This window comes from Actinomadura sp. J1-007 (assembly GCF_009793335.1).
In the GTDB taxonomy this organism is placed as follows: Bacteria; Actinomycetota; Actinomycetes; order Streptosporangiales; family Streptosporangiaceae; genus Spirillospora; species Spirillospora yumaensis.
Window position 1 is genome coordinate 1,811,734 of sequence record NZ_WING01000001.1, and the last position, 17,763, is coordinate 1,829,496.

The 17,763-nt window shown below is 72.2% G+C and carries 14 protein-coding genes, 1 tRNA gene and 2 pseudogenes; 4 read left to right on the top strand and 13 right to left on the bottom strand.

Annotation, left to right across the window (positions count from 1 at the left end; genetic code table 11):
- Positions 1-71: 71 nt before the first annotated feature.
- Together GEV43_RS08150 and GEV43_RS08155 are read left to right on the top strand one after the other, a co-directional pair.
- A complete protein-coding gene (locus GEV43_RS08150) occupies positions 72-674 on the top strand; it encodes an RNA polymerase sigma factor (RefSeq protein ID WP_160820154.1) in 603 nt (200 codons plus the stop codon).
- A complete protein-coding gene (locus tag GEV43_RS08155; RefSeq protein ID WP_160820155.1) occupies positions 671-1,726 on the top strand; it encodes an anti-sigma factor in 1,056 nt (351 codons plus the stop codon). Before GEV43_RS08150 ends, GEV43_RS08155 begins: the two co-directional genes overlap by 4 nt.
- Here GEV43_RS08155 and rfbD read toward each other — a convergent pair.
- The 13 genes and pseudogenes from rfbD to GEV43_RS08220 all read right to left on the bottom strand — a co-directional run bounded on the left by rfbD (position 1,716) and on the right by GEV43_RS08220 (position 15,608).
- Complete coding sequence (gene rfbD, locus GEV43_RS08160; RefSeq protein WP_164717181.1) at positions 1,716-2,552, bottom strand: dTDP-4-dehydrorhamnose reductase; 837 nt, start codon at positions 2,550-2,552, stop codon at positions 1,716-1,718. The two genes, GEV43_RS08155 and rfbD, sit on opposite strands and share 11 nt — an antisense overlap.
- Positions 2,549-3,532 (bottom strand): dTDP-glucose 4,6-dehydratase, encoded by a 984-nt coding sequence (gene rfbB, locus GEV43_RS08165; protein WP_160820156.1) that lies wholly within the window; start codon positions 3,530-3,532, stop codon positions 2,549-2,551. The genes rfbD and rfbB overlap by 4 nt, the downstream gene beginning before the upstream one ends.
- Positions 3,529-4,596 carry a glucose-1-phosphate thymidylyltransferase gene (locus tag GEV43_RS08170; protein WP_160820157.1) on the bottom strand — a complete coding sequence of 356 codons (1,068 nt, stop codon included), beginning with the start codon at positions 4,594-4,596 and terminating at the stop codon, positions 3,529-3,531. Before GEV43_RS08170 ends, rfbB begins: the two co-directional genes overlap by 4 nt.
- 191 nt (positions 4,597-4,787) lie before the next feature.
- Positions 4,788-6,050 carry a sulfate adenylyltransferase subunit 1 gene (locus GEV43_RS08175; RefSeq protein WP_160824388.1) on the bottom strand — a complete coding sequence of 421 codons (1,263 nt, stop codon included), beginning with the start codon at positions 6,048-6,050 and terminating at the stop codon, positions 4,788-4,790.
- A gap of 41 nt (positions 6,051-6,091) precedes the next feature.
- The gene (gene cysD / locus GEV43_RS08180) at positions 6,092-7,006 is read right to left on the bottom strand and encodes a sulfate adenylyltransferase subunit CysD (RefSeq protein WP_160820158.1); all 915 of its coding nucleotides are present in this window, start codon (positions 7,004-7,006) and stop codon (positions 6,092-6,094) included.
- Between the two features lie 110 nt (positions 7,007-7,116).
- Positions 7,117-8,003, bottom strand: a pseudogene (locus GEV43_RS55910) (3'(2'),5'-bisphosphate nucleotidase CysQ); the annotation flags it as partial.
- Between the two features lie 103 nt (positions 8,004-8,106).
- Positions 8,107-9,582 (bottom strand): sugar transferase, encoded by a 1,476-nt coding sequence (locus GEV43_RS08190; RefSeq protein WP_160820159.1) that lies wholly within the window; start codon positions 9,580-9,582, stop codon positions 8,107-8,109.
- Between the two features lie 288 nt (positions 9,583-9,870).
- Positions 9,871-10,539, bottom strand: a complete 669-nt coding sequence (pth, locus tag GEV43_RS08195) for an aminoacyl-tRNA hydrolase (RefSeq protein WP_160820160.1) — start codon at positions 10,537-10,539, stop codon at positions 9,871-9,873.
- A 128-nt stretch (positions 10,540-10,667) separates the two neighbouring features.
- Positions 10,668-11,237 (bottom strand): annotated as a pseudogene (locus GEV43_RS08200) (50S ribosomal protein L25/general stress protein Ctc); the annotation flags it as partial.
- 337 nt (positions 11,238-11,574) lie between these two features.
- Entirely contained in the window at positions 11,575-12,555 is a 981-nt protein-coding gene (locus GEV43_RS08205; RefSeq protein ID WP_160820161.1) for a ribose-phosphate diphosphokinase, read from the bottom strand.
- 271 nt (positions 12,556-12,826) lie between these two features.
- Positions 12,827-14,311, bottom strand: coding sequence for a bifunctional UDP-N-acetylglucosamine diphosphorylase/glucosamine-1-phosphate N-acetyltransferase GlmU (glmU, locus tag GEV43_RS08210; RefSeq protein WP_160820162.1), 1,485 nt, complete (start codon positions 14,309-14,311; stop codon positions 12,827-12,829).
- A 203-nt stretch (positions 14,312-14,514) separates the two neighbouring features.
- Positions 14,515-14,585, bottom strand: a tRNA-Gln gene (locus GEV43_RS08215).
- Between the two features lie 123 nt (positions 14,586-14,708).
- Entirely contained in the window at positions 14,709-15,608 is a 900-nt protein-coding gene (locus GEV43_RS08220; RefSeq protein ID WP_160820163.1) for an ADP-ribosylglycohydrolase family protein, read from the bottom strand.
- 179 nt (positions 15,609-15,787) lie between these two features.
- On the opposite strand from GEV43_RS08220, the gene GEV43_RS08225 reads away from it, so the two are divergent.
- Positions 15,788-16,741 (top strand): fatty acid desaturase, encoded by a 954-nt coding sequence (locus GEV43_RS08225; RefSeq protein ID WP_160820164.1) that lies wholly within the window; start codon positions 15,788-15,790, stop codon positions 16,739-16,741.
- Between the two features lie 58 nt (positions 16,742-16,799).
- The gene (locus GEV43_RS08230; protein WP_309239527.1) at positions 16,800-17,618 is read left to right on the top strand and encodes a TetR/AcrR family transcriptional regulator; all 819 of its coding nucleotides are present in this window, start codon (positions 16,800-16,802) and stop codon (positions 17,616-17,618) included.
- The last annotated feature ends 145 nt before the right edge of the window (positions 17,619-17,763 follow it).

Sequence of the window (17,763 nt, forward strand, 5' to 3'; positions counted from 1 at the left end):
GAACCCTCCTGCCGCGGACCGCTACCTAGTCGATGTAGCGGGTCTCTTCCAGGAGGTGGCACGTGGAGGTGATGAGCGGTGAGGAACGAACACCGCCGTTGGCGGTACGGCGGGTGAGCCCGCCCCACGAGGACGACGACGAGGGGCTCCTCGCCCGCGTCGCCGAGGGGGACCGGACGGCGCTCGTCGCGCTGTACCGGCGGCACGGCGGGGCGGTGCTCGCCCAGATCAGCCTGGTCGTCGGCGACCGCGGCCTCGGCGAGGAGGTGCTCCAGGACACGATGCTCGCGGTCTGGAAGGGCGCGGCGTCGTTCGAGGGGCGCTCGCGGGTCCGTTCGTGGATCATCTCGATCGCGCGCCGGCAGGCCCGGGACCGGCTGCGCAGGCGCCGTCCCCGAATCGTCGCGGCGGACGCACTGGAGGAACGGCCCGCGACCGGCCCCGGGCCCGAGGACGTCGCGCTGGAACGCGCGGAGGCGACGGCCGTCGCGCACGCCATCACCCGGCTCGGCGCGGCCCACCGCGAGGTGCTGGAGACGGTGTTCGGCGCCGGTCTCACGCTCGCCGAGGCCGCCGACGTCCTGGAGGTCCCGCTCGGGACCGTGAAGAGCCGCCTGTCCGCCGCCCGCGGCGCGCTGGCGCGCGAGCTGAGCGAGAAGGGGTACGCGCGATGACCCACCTGACACTGGACGAGATGGCCGCGTGCGTGGACGGCCGGTCCGTTCCGCCGGAGCACGCCGCGACATGCCCCGCCTGCCGCGCCGAGCTGCGCCGGTGGCAGGCCGTGGCGGACGGCCTGGACGTGCTGGCGGCCGAGCCCCCGCCGCACGTCCTCGAACGGACCCTCGCGGCCATCGACGCCCCGCAGCGGCACCGGCGCCGGACGGTCCTCGCCTCGGCGGCGGCCGTCGCCGCGATCGGCGCCGCCGCCTACGGCCTCTCCGCGGTCACGGACGGCGGCACGAACCCGCGGCCGGGCGAGCGCCCGACGGCGGCGGCCGCGGCCGGGCTCGCCGCCACCGAGTGCGCGCAGCTCAAGGTCGCCGCCGGGACGCTGCGCTCGGTGAACGGCTCCGAGCTCGTCCTGGACACCGGCAAGGGGAAGCCGGTCAGGGCGTCCGCCGCGGGAGCCAAGATCACCCACACGGTCTCCGGGTCCCTGTCCGACGTCACCGTCGGCGCCCAGGTCGTCGTCCAGGGCGGGGGAACGCGGCGCGGCGTCACGGCGGAGAGCGTCGCCGTGCTGCCCCGCTCGGTCACGCCACCGAAGCCGCCCAGCCTGCCGAAGGGCATGCCCGGCCTCGACCCCGCACGGCTGATGGCCCGCAACGGCACCGCGATGGGCGCGGTCTCCAAGGTCGGCCCGGACGGCTTCACCGTCGGCACCGGGCGTTCGGCGGTGCACGTCGGAACGTCGCGTTCGACCAAGGTGACCAAGCAGGAGGAGACCGGACCGGGCGGGCTGCGCAAGGGCGCGTTCACCGTCGCCGTCGGCGCCCTCGGCCAGGACGGGACGCTGCGGGCCAGGACGGTCCAGCAGAGCACGCCTCAGGGCGTCAACGTCCCCGGAGGCGCACCGGCCGGGGGCGCGCCCTCCGGACTGCCGTCCGGCGGCCCGTTCGGCGACGGGTCCCGGCTGCCGTCCGGCGGCCCGCCGGAGGGGCCGTTCGCCGGGCTCGGCTGCGACGCCGACGCGATCGCGACCACGGCCCTGCTCAAGGGCTGAGGACGGGCCAGGCCGCGTGCAGGGCCTCGCGCCAGTCCCGCATGGGCGCGAGGCCCGCCTTGGCCCACCGGTCGTGGCCGAGCACGCTGAACGCGGGCCGGGGTGCGGGCCTCGGGAACCGGTCGCTCGTCGTCGGCCGCACCCGGTCGGGGTCGAGGCCGAGGAGGCCGAAGACCTCGCGCGCGAGCCCGTGCCAGGACGTGCGCCCGCCGTTCGTGCCGTGGTAGACGCCCCACGGCGCGTCCGACCGGACGAGCGTAACGATCTGGTCGGCGAGGTCCCCCGTCCACGTCGGCTGCCCGATCTGGTCGTCCACGACGTCCACGGTGTCCCGCTCGGCCGCGAGCCGCATCATCGTCCGGACGAAGTTGCCGCCGTGCGCGCCGTACAGCCACGCGGTCCGCACCACGTAGCCGCCGCCGGACTCCAGGACGGCCCGTTCGCCCGCGAGCTTCGTGCGGCCGTAGGCGTTCACCGGGTCGGTGGGCGCGTCCTCGGCGTACGGCTCGGTGGCGGACCCGTCGAAGACGTAGTCGGTCGAGACCTGGACGAACGTGGCCCCCGCCTCCGCGCACGCCGCCGAGAGCCCCGCCACGGCGGCGCCGTTGACGGCGAGCGCCGCGTCCTCGTTCGCCTCGGCGTCGTCCACGGCCGTCCAGCCCGCGCAGTTGACCACGGCCTCCGGCCGGTGCTCGCGCAGGAACGCCCGCACGGCCGCTTCGTCGCGCACGTCCAGCTCGGCGCGGGTCGGCGCGACCGCGCCGTCCAGCCGCGCCGCGAGGTCGGTGCCGAGCATCCCGCCCGCACCCGTGATCAGCCAGGTCACCGGGCGTCCCCCGCGCGCTTCTTGAGCGGCTCCCACCACTGCCGCGACGTCTCGTACCAGCGCACGGTCTCGGCCAGCCCCTCCTCGAACGGGACGCGCGGCGCGTAGCCCATCGCCCTCAGCTTCGCGTCCGACAGCGAGTAGCGGCGGTCGTGGCCCTTGCGGTCGGTGACCCGCTCGACGCGGTCCCAGCCCGCGCCGAGCGCGTCCAGCAGCCGCTGGGTGAGCTCCAGGTTGGTCAGCTCCGCCGTCCCGGCGATGTGGTAGACCTCGCCGGGCGCGCCGCGCTCGGCGACGAGCTGGATGCCGCGGCAGTGGTCGGCCGCGTGGATCCAGTCGCGCACGTTCCCGCCGTCGCCGTACAGCGGCACCGTCAGCCCGTCCAGCAGGTTCGTGATGAACAGCGGGACGACCTTCTCCGGGTACTGGTACGGCCCGTAGTTGTTGCCGCACCGCGTGACGCTGACGGGCAGCCCGTGCGTCCGGAAGTACGACAGCGCGATCAGGTCGCCGCCCGCCTTGGCCGCCGAGTACGGCGAGTTGGGCGCGAGCGGGGCCGACTCGTCCCACGAGCCCTCCTCGACGCTGCCGTACACCTCGTCCGTCGAGACCTGCACGACCCGCGGCGTCCCGGCGTCCAGGCACGCCTGCATCAGCGTCTGCACGCCGAGCACGTTCGTGCGGACGAACTCGCCGGCGCTCGCGATCGACCGGTCCACGTGCGACTCGGCCGCGAAGTTGACCACCACGTCGTGGCCCGGGACCACCTCGGCCAGCAGCTCCGCGTCGCAGACGTCGCCGCGCACGAACGTGAAGCCGCCCTCGACCGGCTCCAGGTTGGCGAGGTTGCCCGCGTACGTGAGGCGGTCCAGCACCGTCACCTCGGCGCCCGCCCACTCGGCGTACCCGCCGGTCACCAGCTCGCGCACGTAGTGCGACCCGATGAACCCGGCCCCGCCTGTCACCAGTATCCGCGTCATTTGCTGATCTGCACCTTGCTGTGGTCTCCCAGTACGAGCCGGTGCGCCTTCGGCACCCGGGGGGCCGGCGTCACCTGCGCCTCGCGCCCGATGAGCGAGCACTCGACGCGGCCGACGCCGTCGATGGACGCGCCGCGCAGCACGATCGAGTACTCGATCTCGCTGTCGATGACCGAGCAGTCCCGGTCGATGGAGGTGAACGGGCCGAGGTAGGAGTCGCGGACCCGCGAGCCCGCCCCGACGATCACCGGCCCGACGATCCGGGACCCGGCGACCGACGCGCCGGCCTCCACCACGACCCGGCCGATCAGCTCGCTCGCCTCGTCCACCTCGCCCCGCACCGACGGCTCGACGCCCTCCAGCACCAGCCGGTTGACCTCCAGCATGTCGGTGACGTTGCCGGTGTCCTTCCAGTAGCCGGTGATCACCGTGGACTCGACCCGGCGGCCGTGGTCGATCAGCCACTGGATCGCGTCGGTGATCTCCAGCTCGTCCCGCCAGGACGGCTTCAGCCGCGCGACGGCCTCGTGCACCGCCGGGCCGAACAGGTAGACGCCGACGAGCGCGAGGTCGCTCTTCGGGCGCTCGGGCTTCTCCTCCAGCCCGACCACCCGTCCGCCGCCGTCGAGCTCGGCCACCCCGAACGCGCGCGGGTCCGAGACCCGGGTCAGCATGATCTGCGCCTCCGGCCGCTCGGCCCGGAACCGCGCCACCAGGTCGCCGATGCCGCCGACGACGAAGTTGTCGCCGAGGTACATCACGAAGTCGTCGTCGCCGAGGTACTCGCGGGCGATGAGCACGGCGTGCGCGAGGCCGCGCGGGGCGTCCTGCGGGAGGTAGGTCACCTCCAGGCCGAACGCCGAGCCGTCGCCGACCGCGTCCTCGATCTCGCGCGCGGTGTCGCCGACGACGATGCCGACCTCGCGGATGCCCGCCTCGCGGATCGCCTCCAGGCCGTAGAACAGCACGGGCTTGTTGGCGACGGGGACGAGCTGCTTGGCGGAGGTGTGCGTGATCGGGCGGAGCCGCGAGCCGGCGCCGCCCGCCAGCACGAGGGCCTTCACGGGATCTCCCGGAAGGACGGGTCCGGGGGACGGTCTGGTTCAAAGGGGCTCCAGATGGGCCAGTGCCGGGTCGGTCCCGACATTACCGGCACCTGACAGGCGCCGACGCCGGGCGTGGCCGGTCCTGGTCCCCGGCGGGACCGGCCGGTCCACCGCGGACCGGGCCCGCCTTCCGGACGGCGACCGCCCGGCTACCGCGCGCCGGTGATCATGCCCGCGCCGACCGTGTTGTTGGTCGCCTCGTCGATCAGGATGAACCCGCCGGTCAGCCGGTTGCGGCCGTAGTCGTCCACGAACAGCGGCTGGGTCACGCGCAGGCTGACCCGGCCGATCTCGTTCAGCCCGAGCGCCGTCGCCCCCTCGTCGCGGTGCAGGGTGTTGACGTCCAGCCGGTAGTTGAGGTCCTTGACCATGGCCCGCGCGGTACGGGTCGTGTGCTTGATCACCAGCTTCATCCGCGGTACGAGCTCGCGGTCGGGCGTCGTCCAGCACACCATCGCGTCGAGGTCCTGCGCGACCTCCGGGCGGTTGCCCGGCCGGGCGATCATGTCCCCGCGGGAGATGTCGATGTCGTCGGCGAGCCGCAGCGTCACCGACATCGGCTGGTACGCCTCCTGGAGCGGGCCGTTCGGCCCGTCGATGTGGGTGATCGTGGTGGTCAGCCCGGACGGCAGGTGCACCACCTCGTCGCCCGGCTTCAGCACGCCGCCCGCGACCTGGCCCGCGTAGCCGCGGTAGTCGTGCAGCTCGGGGTCGGTGGAGGCGTGCGGCCGGATCACGTACTGCACCGGGAACCGCACGTCGATCAGGTTGCGGTCGGACGCGATGTGCACGTGCTCCAGGTGGTGCAGCAGCGACGACCCGTCGTACCAGGGCATGTTGACCGAGCGTTCGACCACGTTGTCGCCGTGCAGCGCCGAGATCGGGATGAACGTCAGGTCGCCGACCTCCAGCTTGGAGGCGAACGCGGTGAACTCGTCGACGATCGACTCGTACACGCCCCGGTCGTAGCCGACCAGGTCCATCTTGTTGACCGCCACCACCAGGTGCGGGACCTTCAGCAGCGTGGTCAGGAACGCGTGCCGCCGCGACTGCTCCAGGATGCCCTTGCGCGCGTCCACCAGGATGATCGCCAGGTCGGCGGTGGACGCCCCGGTCACCATGTTGCGGGTGTACTGGATGTGCCCGGGGGTGTCGGCGATGATGAACTTGCGGCGCGGCGTCGCGAAGTAGCGGTACGCCACGTCGATCGTGATGCCCTGCTCGCGCTCGGCGCGCAGGCCGTCGGTCAGCAGCGCGAGGTTGGTGTACTCCTCGCCCCGGTCGGCGGAGGTGCGCTCCACCGACTCCAGCTGGTCCTCGAAGATCGACTTGGAGTCGAACAGCAGCCGCCCGATCAGCGTCGACTTGCCGTCGTCCACCGAGCCGGCGGTCGCGAACCGCAGGATGTCCATGTTCTTGAGCGGCTGCCCGCCAGGCTGCTCCGGCGCGTCCATCAGAAGTAGCCCTCCTTCTTGCGGTCCTCCATCGCGGCCTCGCTCGCCCGGTCGTCGGCGCGGGTCTGGCCGCGCTCGGTGATCCGGGTCGCCGCGATCTCCTCGATCACCTGGTCCAGCGTCGCGGCGTTCGACTTGACCGCGCCCGTGCAGGACGCGTCGCCGACCGTCCGGTAGCGGACCGTCGCCTCGAACGCGGGCTCGTCCTCGCCCCGGTTGGCGTACGGCAGGTCGGCCAGCAGCATCCCGTCGCGCTCGAACACCGTCCGCGTGTGCGCGAAGTAGATGCCGGGCAGCTCCAGCTCCTCGCGGCGGATGTAGTCCCAGATGTCGAGCTCGGTCCAGTTGGACAGGGGGAAGACCCGCACGTGCTCGCCGCGCTTGATCTTGGTGTTGAACAGGTTCCACAGCTCGGGCCGCTGGTTCTTGGGGTCCCACTGCCCGAACTCGTCGCGGAACGACACGACGCGCTCCTTGGCGCGGGCCTTCTCCTCGTCCCGGCGGGCCCCGCCGAACGCGGCGTCGAACTCGTGCTCCTCGATCGCGTCGAGCAGGGTGGTCGTCTGGAGCCGGTTGCGGCTCGCGCGCCGTCCGGTCTCCTCCACCACCCGCCCGCTGTCGATCGAGTCCTGCACCGACGCGACCACCAGGCGGACGCCGAGCGCCGCGACGCGGCGGTCGCGGAACTCGATCACCTCGGGGAAGTTGTGCCCGGTGTCGACGTGCATGACGGGGAACGGGATCGGCGCCGGCCAGAACGCCTTCTGGGCCAGGCGCAGCATCACGATGCTGTCCTTGCCCCCGGAGAACAGCAGCACCGGCCGCTCGAACTCGGCGGCCACCTCCCGGATGATGTGGATCGACTCGGCTTCGAGGACGTCTAGCTGTGACAGCAGGTAATCGCAGCGCTGCATGGTCTGTGGCTTCTCTCCACGCTCTGTCGCGGACGCGGCGGGGGCGCCCGGGACGGTTCCGCCCGTTCGGTCAGGCCCGTTGTCGTTCGCCCGGTTCAGTCGGGCAGGTGGTCGCTCACGTCCCGGATGCCGGTCAGCAGCGTCGATGCCGACACCGGATGGCACACCAGGATATCCGGCAGCCTCGGGTCCCTCCGGTTGTAGACCAGCGGGCTCCCGTCCACGCGGGACGCGTGCGCCCCGGCGGCCGCGGCCACGGCCGCCGGGGCGGCCGAGTCCCACTCGTACTGGCCGCCCGCGTGGACGTAGGCGTCGACCTCGCCGAGCAGCACCGCGGAGATCTTCGCCCCGGCGGACCCGATCGGCACCAGCTCCACGTCCAGGGCGAGCCGCTTGGCGAGCTCCTCGACGAACGCGGGGGGCCGGGTGCGGCTCACGGCGATGCGCAGCTTGCCGTCCTCGGGGCGGGCGCCTTCAGCACCGTCTCGCGGTGCGGGACGCCCGCGCTCCCGTCGCGGACGAGCAGCGCGCCGCCCGGAGCGGCCGTACGGAGCGTCAGCCCCTGCGCGGGCAGGGCGACCGCGCCCGCGGCGAGCCGTCCCCGCTCCCAGAGCGCCACGTGGACGGCCCAGTCGCGGCGGCCCTCCTCGGAGAACTCCCGGGTGCCGTCGAGCGGGTCGATGATCCAGACGCGTTCGGCCGCGAGCCGGGCCTCGTCGCCGGTGTTGCCGGTGGGGGCGCGGTCGGCGCCGCCGCGGGACCGCTTCCCGGCGACGGACGCCCGGCCCTCCTCCGACAGGACCGAGTCGTCCGGACAGCGCTCGCGCAGTGCCGCCATCAGGTACTCGTGCGCCCGCAGGTCGCCGGTGTCCTTCAGGGCCCGCGCGTCGGCGAAGCCGACCTCGGCGCGCACGTCCAGCAGGAGCCGGCCCGCGGCCTCGGCGAGCTCGCCGGCGAGGGCGTGGTCGCCCGCGCCGTCTCCCGGATGTTCGGTCATCCCTTGATCACATTCCCGACTCGGCAGATCTGTTCGGTATACATTCTCATGCACACCGGGCGCCGTACCTCGTCAGGGTGCCGCCGGCCGGCCGGCGGGCGCGTCAGTACGCGCCCGAGCCGCGGAACACCGCCGACCAGGTCTTCCACATGATCTGGAGATCCATGGCGAGCGACCAGTTGTCGACGTAACGCAGGTCGAGCCGCACCGATTCCTCCCAGGTCAGGTCGGAGCGCCCGCTCACCTGCCACAGCCCGGTCAGCCCCGGCCGCACCGCGAGGCGCCGGTAGACGTCGCCGCCGTACTGGGCGACCTCCTCCGGCAGCGGCGGGCGCGGGCCGACCAGCGACATGTCGCCGCGCAGCACGTTGAACAGCTGGGGCAGCTCGTCCAGCGAGTAGCGGCGCAGCGTGCGGCCGACCCGGGTGACCCGCGGATCACTCTTGATCTTGAACAGCACGCCGTCGTTGTCGTTGCGCTCCAGCAGCCCGTCCTTGCGGGCCTCGGCGTCCTGCACCATCGTGCGGAACTTCAGCACGGTGAACTCGCGGCCCTCGCGCCCCACCCGCGTCTGCCGGAACATCACCGGGCCGGAACTGGTCACCTTGATCAGGACCGCGACGATCAGCAGCAGCGGGCTGAGCGCGACCAGCCCGGCGAGCGCGCCGATGCGGTCGAACAGCGTCTTGAAGACCTTGCGGCCGCCCTCCAGCTCCGGGTGCTCGACGTGCAGCAGCGGCAGCCCCGACACCGGGCGGATCGAGATGCGCGGGCCCGTCACGTCCATCAGCGCGGGCGCGACGACCAGCTCGACGTCGTCGCGTTCGATCTGCCAGGCGAGCCGGCGCAGCGCGACGCCGTCCATCTCGGGGCAGGCGAGCACCGCGACCGAGTCGGCGCCGATCCGGTCGGCGACCGCCGCGGCCTGCCCGAAGTCGCCGAGCACCGGAACGCCCTCGACCTCGCCGACCGCGTCGTCGCCGCGGGTCAGCGCGGGCGGCAGGCACACCGCGGCGATGTCCATCCCGTGGTAGCGCTTCTGCCGCAGCAGCTTGATCAGGTCGGCGACCGACGTGCGGTGCCCGACCGCCACGACCCTGCGCATGCAGTCGCCGTTCCAGCGCCTGCGGTGCAGCCACTTGCGCAGCCGGTAGCGCGCGACCAGGTTGAGGAACGTGCCGAACGGCAGCGCCATCACCACGTACCCGCGCGCGACCTCGGTCTTGGTGGCGTACGCCAGGATCGCGACGGACGCGGTGAGGACGAACCCGGCGCGCAGCACCCGGTGGAACTCCTCGTAGCCGACGCCGATGTAGCGGGGCTGGTACGCCCGGCACAGCATCAGCGTGAGCAGCCACAGCACCGGCAGCGCCACCGTCAGCGCGACGTAGGGCACCGTCGGCTGGCCGGGGATGCCGGGGAAGCGCAGCACGAACGCGATGACGCCGGCCATCAGCATGCTCAGGAAGTCGAGCCCGCCCGCGAGCCGGCGGTACCATCCGCTCCAGTTGGTCGCGCCGAGGCGCCGTTGCCCAGGACCCGCCGCCGTCTCGGCTCGGACCTTGTCAACGACGGCCATACACGCTCACCAACTCCTGACTCGCGTCTCCCGACACGTGTATTCCACCTCGAAGACGTGCGAGCGGCACCCGAGGTTCACATGTCCCTTGAACCCCTTTTGTGATGCATCTTACGATCGCTCCCCCACGACCGTAGGGCCATTGACACGGTCAGGACGCCGTCTTCGGCCGTTCCGGACCGGGCCGCGGCGGAGCGCCGTGCTTCAGGGTGCCATTCGCGCATACCGGTGCCGATCCCCTCCCGAGAGGCACGATTGTCGCCGGGTACCGCCGGGGTTGTGCCCTTGTCAGGAGGCGTGGAACGTGTTCTGCGCCGCATCGAGCCCGGACGTCAGCAGCGCCTCGACCGCGTCGGCCGCGCGGTCGACGTCGAGCGGCAGCTCCTTGCGCTCGACCGCCGCGAAGTCCTTGAGGACGAACGCGGCGGGGTCCATGCGCCCCGGCGGCCGTCCCACGCCGAACCGGACCCGCAGGTACTCCTTGTCACCGCCGAGCGACCGGGTGATGGAGCGCAGGCCGTTGTGGCCGTTGTCGCCGCCGCCCCGCTTCAGCCGCAGCGCCCCGAACGGGATGTCGAGCTCGTCGTGCACGACGACGAGCCGTTCGGTCGGGACCTTGTAGAAGTCGCGGAGCCCGCGCACCGGGCCGCCCGACTCGTTCATGTAGGTGCGCGGCTTGGCCAGGACGACGCGCTCGCCCGCGACCCGTCCCTCCAGCACCTCGGCGCGCGTCGCGGCGCCCCGCGCCCGGTGCGTCTTGAACCGCCCGCCCGCCCGTTCGGCGAGGACGTCGAGCACCATGAAGCCCGCGTTGTGCCGGTTGCCCGCGTACGACGGCCCCGGGTTGCCGAGCCCGACGACCAGCCACAGATCCGTGCCCACCGTCTCGTCCCCTTCCCGCTGCTCCGGGGCCGCCCGACGGGCGATGGCCCTCGCCGGCGCGCCGGCGAGGGCCATCGATGCACACGTGCGGGAGAACCCGGCCCGGACCTACTCGGCGGCGGTCTCGCCCTCGCCCTCGGCGCCCTCGCCCTCGGGGCCTCCTCCTCCTCGGCCTCGGCCGGCTCGGTGGAGATGGTGGCGTCCACGATCTGGGCGATCAGGATCTCGTCGTCGGCGGCCAGCGTGGTGCCGGAGGGAAGCTTGAGGTCCTTGGCCAGGACCTGCGAGTCGATCTCCAGCCCGTCGATGTCGAGCTCGACGGACTCGGGGATGTGGGTGGCCTCGGTCTCGACGGAGATCTGGACCTCGGTCTGGACGAGCCGGCCGCCCGCCACCACGTCGCCGGTGACGTTGATCGGCAGGTCGACCGTGACCTTCTCGCCGCGCTTGACCAGCAGCAGGTCGACGTGCTCCAGGAAGCCCTTGATCGGGTCGCGCTGGACGTCCTTGGGCAGCGCGAGCTCGTTGCCGGAGCCGACGCCCTCGATCGTGAGCAGCACGTTGGGGGTCTTGAGGGCGAGCATCAGCTCGTGGCCGGGCAGGGAGATGTGCTGGGGGTCGGTGCCGTGACCGTAGAGGACGGCGGGCACCTTGCCGGCCCGGCGGGTGCGCCGCGCGGCACCCTTACCGAACTCGGTGCGCGGCTCGGCGGCAATGCGTACCTCGGACACGGCGAAAACTCCTCGTTGTTGCGATCCACGGCCGTCCGGCATTGGACGTCCGCTACGGACAGAGCGAATCAGGCGATGCTCGACGCGTCAGGCGCCTCGAAGATTCTTTGCGTTCCCCGGGGAGTGCGGGACCGATGCTGGAACCGCACTGAACGACCCGGGGCATACGCGGATTGAACAAGTCTAGCCGATAGCCGCGCGCCCGAAACACAACGGGTGCCCCGTCCCGCGCCCGCGAGCGCCCACCACCGCCCGCCCCGCGTCGCGGACGCGCGACTTCCCATCCCGCGCCCGCGCCCCCGCCCGCGTCGCGGACGCGCGGGAAACGAGTGTGGCCGGGAGCGCCCCTTGGACGGTCCCGGCCACGCTCCAACCGCTTTTAGCTGTGGCCGCCGAACAGGCTCGTGACCGAGCCGTCGCTGAAGACCTCGTTGATCGCGCGCGCGACGAGCGGCGCGATCGACAGGACGGTCAGCTTGTCGAACTGCTTCTCCTCCGGGATCGGCAGGGTGTTGGTCAGCACCACCTCGGAGATCCGGGAGTTCTTCAACCGGTCCACGGCCGGGCCCGACAGCACGCCGTGCGTCGCCGCGACCACGACCCGGGAGGCGCCGTGGTCGAACAGGGCGTCGGCCGCCTTGACGATCGTCCCGCCGGTGTCGATCATGTCGTCGACCACCACGCAGGTGCGGCCCTCGACCTCGCCGACCACGTCGAACACCTTGACCTCGTTGGCCACGTCCGGGTCGCGCTTCTTGTGGATGATCGCCATCGGGACGCCGCCGAGCCGGTCGCTCCACCGCTCGGTGACCCGCACCCGGCCCGCGTCCGGCGCGACGACCGTCACCTGCGAGGTGTCCAGCCGGCTCTCGAAGTGCGAGGCCAGCAGGTCCAGCGCGAACAGATGGTCGACCGGGCCGTCGAAGAAGCCCTGGATCTGCGCGGTGTGCAGGTCCACGGTGATCAGCCGGTCGGCGCCCGCGGTCTTGAACAGGTCGGCCATCAGCCGCGCCGAGATCGGCTCGCGCCCGCGGTGCTTCTTGTCCTGCCGGGCGTAGCCGAAGAACGGCGCCACCACGGTGATCCGCTTGGCGGACGCCCGCTTGAGCGCGTCCACCATGATGAGCTGCTCCATGATCCACTGGTTGATGGGAGCCGTGTGGCTCTGGATCACGAACGCGTCGGAGCCGCGCACCGACTCCAGGAAGCGTACGAAGGTCTCACCGTTGGCGAAGTCGTACGCGGACGTCGGCGTGAGGTCGACGTGGAGGTTGTCGGCTACTTCCTTGGCCAGGTCCGGGTGGGCTCGGCCGGTGAAGAGCATGAGCTTCTTCTGGCCACTCGCCTTGATCCCACTCACCTCTGACAACTCCCCCTCAATGGAACTGCGCTTGTCGTGGGGTGTTGTCCCCACTCCCCGCGCACCGCAAGAGTCGCGACGCGCGGGTTGCCTGTTGCTCGTGGGGGGACGGCGCTGTCCCGCCACAACCCCGCCATGGGACGGGGCAGTCTGTGCGCGCGAGGGGACGGAACCGGTCGGGCCCCGGTCCCCTCACGCCCCGCCTGCCGGCGGGTATGCGGTTGTCAATCGCCGTCCTCGGCTGCCAGTGGCCGTCGCCGGCCCGCCGCCGTCAGCCGTCAGCGTCGGCCGGGCCGCCCGCCTCGCCGCCGGCGCCCGCGTCGCCGTCCGCGTCGCGGGCCCGGCGGGCCGCCTCCGCCGCGGGTGTGCCCGCGCGGCGGCGTTCGACCCAGCCCTCGATGTTGCGCTGCCGCCCGCGGGCGACGGCCATCGCCCCCGGCGGCACGTCCTGCACGATCACCGAACCGGCCGCGGTGTACGCGCCGTCGCCGACCGTCACCGGCGCGACGATCATGTTGTCGCTGCCGACCTTCACATGGTCGCCGATCACGCTGCGGTGCTTGGCGACCCCGTCGTAGTTGACGAAGACCGAGCTGGCCCCGATGTTGGAGCCCGCCCCGATCTCCGCGTCCCCGACGTACGTCAGGTGCGGGACCTTCGATCCCTCGCCCACCTGGGCGTTCTTCATCTCCACGTACGTCCCGACCTTGGCCTTGCGCGCCAGCCGGGTGCCCTTGCGCAGGTAGGCGTACGGCCCGACCGAGACCTCGGGGCCGATCTCCGCGCCGACGCAGACGGCGTTGACCACCGTCGCCCCGGCGCCGACCCGGGTGTCGGTCAGCGTGCAGCCGGGGCCGACCTCGGCGCCCTCTTCGAGGTGCGTGGACCCGTGCAGCTGCGTCCCCGGGTGGACGACCGCGTCGGGCTCGGCGGTCACGTCCACGTCGATCCAGGTCGTGGCGGGGTCGACGATCGTGACCCCGGCCCGCATGTGGGCCTCCAGGATCCGGTCGTTGAGCTGCCGCCGCGCCTGCGCGAGCTGGACCTTGTCGTTGACGCCCTGCGTCTCGACCCAGTCGGCGGCGAGGTGGGCGCCCGCGCGGTGCCCGTCGCCGCGCAGGATCGCGACGGCGTCGGTGATGTACTCCTCGCCCTTGGCGTTGTCGGTGGTGATCCGCTTCAGCGCGCCGGCGAGCAGGGCCCCGTCGAACGCGTACATGCCGACGTTGATCTCGTGTACGGCCCGCTGCGCCTCGGTGGCGTCCTTGTGCTCGACGATCGCGGCGACCGAGCCGTCCGCGGCCCGGATCATGCGGCCGTAGCCGGTGGCGTCGGGCATCTCGGTGCTGAGGACGGTGACCGCGTTGCCCTCGTCCTCGTGCGTGCGCACGAGCGCGGCCAGGGTCTCGCCGCGCAGCAGCGGGTGGTCGCCGTTGGTCACCACGACCGTTCCGCGCAGCTCGCCGATCTGCTCCAGCGCCGTCCGCACCGCGTGGCCGGTGCCGCCCCGCCGTTCCTGGACGACCGTCTCTGCCTCGGGGAAGCGCTCGGCGAGGTGCTCGACCACCTGCTCGCGCCGGTGCCCGACGACCACGACGAGCCGCTGGGGTTCGAGGGCCCGGGCGGCGGCCAGCACGTGGCCGAGCATGCTGCGCCCGCACAGCTCGTGGAGGATCTTGGAGGTACGGGACTTCATCCGGGTGCCCTCGCCCGCGGCGAGGACGACGACGGCGGCCGGTGTACGGCGGGCACTCACGGAGAGGCTCCTCGGCATCGCTGACGGGATCGGCTCGGACGCGGCCCGTGCGCCTACGGCCTCTGTATCCCTACAGGGCCCCTACCTGCCCAAACGTCGCCCGGACAGGGGCGTGGCGCGCCCGACACCCGAAGGATACCGTCCTCCGGTCGCAAGTCACCCGCACGGGTTGGACGGCTTCTCGCGCGCGGCGGCGATGAAGGCTCCGGCGCAAGGATTCGAACCCTGACTCAAGGCACCAAAAGCCCTCGTGCTGCCGTTACACCACGCCGGATCGCGGCACCCTGGCGAGAACGAGCCCGGAGTGCCCCCGCAAACGATACCGACTCGGGCACGGAGTCCCTACATCATTTCGCCGTCCCGTCGAACCGCCCACCGCCCCGCGTCGCCCGCCGGTTCACAGCCCGAGCCAGTCGGGGAGCGGCTCGCGGGTCTCCAGCCAGCTCGCCGGGACGGCGTCGGCGGGAAGGTGGGCCCCGACGATCCCGCCGACGATCGCCGCGGTGGTGTCCATGTCGCCGCCGACCAGGGGGCACGCCCGGACGGCGGCCTCGTAGTCGGTGAGGCGGGTGGCGGCGGCCCACAGCGCGTACGGCACGGTGTCCTGGGCGGAGATGCGCGAACCGTTGCCGAGCTCGCGGGCGGCCTCCTCGGGGGAACGATCCAGCAGGCGCAGGGAGCGGTGCATGCCCTTGCGGACGTACTCGCCCATCGTGGTCCGTTCGAGCGCGGTCTCGATGACCTCGGCGGGCTCGACCGGCTCGCCCCGCCGGGACGCGACGTGGGCGGCGGCCACCGCGACCGCGACGGCGCCCGCCACGCCCTCGGGGTTGGCGTGGGTGATCTCGGCGGACAGCACGGCCTCGGCCGCGGCCCGGTCGAGGCCGTCGGCGAAGTGGGCGCCGAGCGGCGCGACGCGCATGGCCGCGCCGTTGCCGTACGACCCGCCGCCGTCGAACAGCTCCCGCGAGGCGCGCTGCCAGTGGTCGCCGCGCCGGATGCGGGTCAGCAGCTCCAGCGCGCCGACCCCGTAGCGCCGCCCGACGTCCATGTGATCGGCGAACGAGGCCGCCAGCGCGTCCTGGTCGATTCGCCCGTACTGGTTTAGAACGGCCATGACAGAGCACGCCATCTCCGTGTCGTCCGACCAGTTCCAGGGGCCGGGCGGCACCGCGGACGCCGCCGGCAGCCCGCGGTTGGGCAGCAGGAAGAACTGGTCGCCGAAGGCGTCGCCGACGGACAACCCGGTCAGCGAACGAAAGGCGAGCGCCAGGCGTTCATCCTGGGCAAGGGCCATGTCTTCTCCCTGTCTTCGTCCCGGCGCGGTGGCGTCACACCCACCCTGTCCCCAGTGTGACCTTTGTGGCCCCTGGGACAGGTTCCCCCGATTTTACGCTGGGATGGCTGTCAACCTACGCCACCGTAGGTTACGGTTGCGTAGGTAAGGCTGTCCCAAGCACAGGAAGTGGTGACGCAATGACTACAGCCCCGACCATCGACACTCCCCAGCGTCCGCAGGGCCGACCCGAGATCGAACCGGAACCGCGGGGGAACGCCGAACGCGTGCTCATCGGGGTCTTCACCGGCGTGCCGTTCGTCGCGCTCATCGCGGCGGTCCCGCTGCTGTGGGGCAGCTTCCTCGGCTGGTCCGACGTGGTCTTGACCGCGGTGTTCTACTTCATCTCCGCCGCGGGGATCACGGTCGGCTACCACCGCTACTTCACGCACGGCTCGTTCAAGGCCCGCCGCCCGCTCAAGATCTTCATGGCGATCGCGGGCAGCCTGGCGATGGAGGGACCCGTCATCACCTGGGTCGCCGACCACCGCCGCCACCACAAGCACTCCGACAAGGAGTTCGACCCGCACTCGCCGTGGCGCTTCGGCAACGACTGGAAGGCCCTCGCCAAGGGCCTGGTCTGGGCCCACTACGGCTGGCTGTTCAACAGCAACCGCACGTCCAAGCCGCGCTTCGCCAAGGACCTGCTGAACGACCGCGACATCACCCGGATCCACCGCTGGTTCCCCGGCCTGGTCGCCGTGTCGTTCCTGCTGCCCGCCGCGCTCGGCGGCCTGATCACCATGTCCTGGATGGGCGCGCTGACCGCGCTGTTCTGGGCCGGGTTCGTCCGGATCACCCTCGTGCACCACGTGACGTGGGCGATCAACTCGATCTGCCACACGTTCGGCAAGGAGGACTTCGAGGTCCGCGACAAGTCCCGCAACGTCTGGTGGCTCGCGATCCCGTCGCTCGGCGAGTCGTGGCACAACCTGCACCACGCCGACCCGACCTGCGCCCGGCACGGCGTGCTCAAGGGCCAGGTCGACATCAGCGCCCGCGTCATCCAGGCGTTCGAGCGCGCCGGCTGGGCGTACGATGTCCGCTGGCCCGACACGGGCAGGCTCGCCAAGCGCGCCAAGCAGCCGGTCTGACCGGCCCGTCCCATCCGCCGCATGCGAAACGGCCCGAGTGAACGCCACAATTGAGACCGTGACCGAACCCGCCCCCCGGTCCCGCAGGAAGCGGATGACCGGCAAGGAACGACGCGAGCAGCTCCTGGAGATCGGCCGGACGCTGTTCGCCGAGCGTGGCCTGGACGGCACCTCGGTGGAGGAGATCGCCTCCGCGGCGGGAGTCTCCAAACCCGTGGTGTACGAGCACTTCGGAGGCAAGGAGGGCCTCTACGCCGTCGTGGTCGACCGCGAGTTCGAAAAGCTGCTCGCGCTCGTCACCGAGGCCCTCAACTCGGCGATCCACTACCGCAGCAAGCTGGAGAAGGCCGCCCTCGCCCTGCTGGAGTACATCGAGGAGAGCCCGGACGGGTTCCGCATCCTCGTCCGCGACTCCCACGGCGGCACCGGGACCGGCAGCTACGCCAGCCTGCTGAGCGAGATCGCCGGGGAGGTCGAGCACATCCTGGCCCAGGAGTTCGACCGGCACGAGTACGACGACAGGTTCTCGCCGATGTACGCGCAGATGCTCGTCGGGATGGTCGCGCTGACCGGGCAGTGGTGGCTCGACGTCCGCAAGCCGAAGCGCGAGGAGGTCGCCGCGCACGTGGTGAACCTCGCGTGGAACGGCCTGTCCGGCCTGGAGCCCCGCCCGTCGCTGGACCCGAGGCGGCGCCGCAAGGAGCTCGAACGGATGGGCAAGCGCGCCGAGAAGGCCGCGGCGAAGGCGGAGAAGGCCGAGGAGAAGGCCGCCGCCAGGGCCGAGAAGGCCGAGGAGAAGGCCGCCGCGAAGGCCGAGCGCGCCGAGCGCAAGGGCCGCCGCGACGACTTCCCCGGCGCGGCCCCGACCACGGGCTGACCCACCCTCGGCGACGGCGCGGATACGAACTGTCACACCCCCGCCCTACTCTCGTCCCATCACGAGAGGAGGGCTCGTTTTGATCACCAATCCCCGGTTCCGGCCCCTCAACACGTCGTCCCGCCCCCTTGGCCCGGTGCCGCGC

What these genes read in the sequence shown, in the direction of transcription:
- GEV43_RS08150 (WP_160820154.1), top strand. Translation starts at nt 72, where the DNA reads ATGAGCGGTGAGGAACGAACACCGCCGTTGGCGGTACGGCGGGTGAGC.
- GEV43_RS08155 (WP_160820155.1), top strand. Translation starts at nt 671, where the DNA reads ATGACCCACCTGACACTGGACGAGATGGCCGCGTGCGTGGACGGCCGG.
- rfbB (WP_160820156.1), bottom strand. Translation starts at nt 3,532, where the DNA reads ATGACGCGGATACTGGTGACAGGCGGGGCCGGGTTCATCGGGTCGCAC.
- GEV43_RS08175 (WP_160824388.1), bottom strand. Translation starts at nt 6,050, where the DNA reads ATGGACATCCTGCGGTTCGCGACCGCCGGCTCGGTGGACGACGGCAAG.
- cysD (WP_160820158.1), bottom strand. Translation starts at nt 7,006, where the DNA reads ATGCAGCGCTGCGATTACCTGCTGTCACAGCTAGACGTCCTCGAAGCC.
- GEV43_RS08190 (WP_160820159.1), bottom strand. Translation starts at nt 9,582, where the DNA reads ATGGCCGTCGTTGACAAGGTCCGAGCCGAGACGGCGGCGGGTCCTGGG.
- pth (WP_160820160.1), bottom strand. Translation starts at nt 10,539, where the DNA reads ATGGCCCTCGCCGGCGCGCCGGCGAGGGCCATCGCCCGTCGGGCGGCC.
- GEV43_RS08220 (WP_160820163.1), bottom strand. Translation starts at nt 15,608, where the DNA reads ATGGCCCTTGCCCAGGATGAACGCCTGGCGCTCGCCTTTCGTTCGCTG.
- GEV43_RS08225 (WP_160820164.1), top strand. Translation starts at nt 15,788, where the DNA reads ATGACTACAGCCCCGACCATCGACACTCCCCAGCGTCCGCAGGGCCGA.